Genomic DNA, 1589 nt, shown 5'->3' with positions numbered 1-1589 from the left:
GCTGCTCTGCACATATTCTTACGTATGGATACGTGAAGGACATGTATAAGAGCGACTTAGCTTTGAACGATCCAACGAGCCTAGAGGACCCGAAAGACCGTGTAGCCGCCGCCCACATGTCCCTTCATCTAAAACCAACAATGTCAAAGAGCGCAGAATACCGACGCCTTGTCACACCCTTCTTTCAAAGGGCGAACCGAGCGCCGAGGATCTGGTGACTGCAGAAGCGAACCGTCCGGTCCGTCGCTGCGGTGACACCCCTCTAGGCGGGGTCCCTGATTCGGTCAAACGCTTTTTTGCACTTTTCTTTCAATCATGCGGCAAACCTGCGGAACCGCTAGGGTTTGGGCAAGCCTTGAGGCTTTGCCATTCTCCCCCGTATTCACGACACACCCGATCAAATCCGACCCGCTCCAGCCAAAACACTGGCAATCATGGGTGGGAGGCCGCTCATCTAGCGATCGACGAGTCAGATCCTTGTGCAGCTGGTTCAACAGGGATCGACCATCCACGGGATCTGATTGCGCGATCCGCAAGACGGTCGGCCGGCAACGAAGGACGTAGGGCGCGACATCGACACCGCCATACGTGACGTGCCGCCACGACATTTAGTGCCGCGGCTTAAGCCGACTGGATATAATTGCGCATGGCCTCGGCATCGGCCTCGATCCGGTCGATTCGGTATTTGACCAGGTCGCCGATCGACACCATGCCGACGATGCGGTCCGCTTCTACCACTGGCAAATGGCGGATCCGCCGCTTGGTCATCAGCGACAGCGCCCCAATCACCGCTTCGTCCGCACGGACCGTAATCGCCGGTGCCGTCATGATATCGGCGACGGTGCGGTCGAGCGCAGCCGCGCCATGGTGCGCGATCGCATAGATCACGTCGCGTTCGGAGAAAACGCCCGCAACCCGATCGCCATCCAATACCGGGACCGCACCGATCCTGCGTTCCGCGAGCAACGCCACCGCCGCGCCGACGCTCTGATCCGCGGTTACCGAGACGACCTCGCGTCCCTTGCCGCCCAATATCGCTCCGATCGTCATCATCGCTCTCCCGCTTCGCTCGGTGATCGAGTCTCGCGCTTGAGAATTTCACGTTTGCGCGGCAATGGGAAGCATGGCGAAGCGGTCCAGCCTCGATGATCCAGACTATGCAGCATTTGCATGGAGCCGGTACCGGCGGATCCTGGGATGGATGGGGCTCGTCGCAATCGCGTTCATCACCGGTGCGATCATCGTGCTCGAGCGGCTTTATGGTCCGCTTGGCTGGGTCGCGATCCTCGCGGTGATCGGTGGCGCGGGCGGATCGATCATGCTCGCCGCCGCGCTGATGGGGCTGATCTTCCTCAGTTCGGGAAGCGGCCACGACGAGTCGATCGACGATATAGAGTGAGGGCCGGGCTCGCGTGAGGAGCCAACCGAGCCTGTGTACATACGGTCGTGGGGGGGGGGGGGGGGGGGCGGGCGCCCCCGCCGGGGGGGGGGGGGGGGGGGGGGCGGGGCGCCCGCGCCCCGCCGCCCCGCGCACGACTGAGGCGGCGCCGGCGCACCCCACCCCCCCCCCGCCGCCGCCGGCGGCACGG

2 protein-coding genes are annotated in these 1589 nt (G+C 63.3%); one reads left to right on the top strand and one right to left on the bottom strand.

Annotated elements, in window-relative coordinates:
• Positions 1–621 precede the first annotated feature (621 nt).
• Positions 622–1050 (bottom strand): CBS domain-containing protein, encoded by a 429-nt coding sequence (locus ABIC17_RS20265; RefSeq protein ID WP_354284980.1) that lies wholly within the window; start codon positions 1048–1050, stop codon positions 622–624.
• A 73-nt stretch (positions 1051–1123) separates the two neighbouring features.
• Here ABIC17_RS20265 and ABIC17_RS20260 point away from each other — a divergent pair, with 73 nt between their 5' ends.
• The gene (locus ABIC17_RS20260) at positions 1124–1399 is read left to right on the top strand and encodes a hypothetical protein (RefSeq protein ID WP_354284978.1); all 276 of its coding nucleotides are present in this window, start codon (positions 1124–1126) and stop codon (positions 1397–1399) included.
• Positions 1400–1589 lie beyond the last annotated feature (190 nt).

It is taken from the genome of Sphingomonas sp. PvP056 (genome assembly GCF_040549155.1).
GTDB lineage: Bacteria > Pseudomonadota > Alphaproteobacteria > Sphingomonadales > Sphingomonadaceae > Sphingomonas.
Note: the sequence above shows the minus strand (reverse complement) of the source record. Positions and strands in the feature narration are given on the sequence as shown.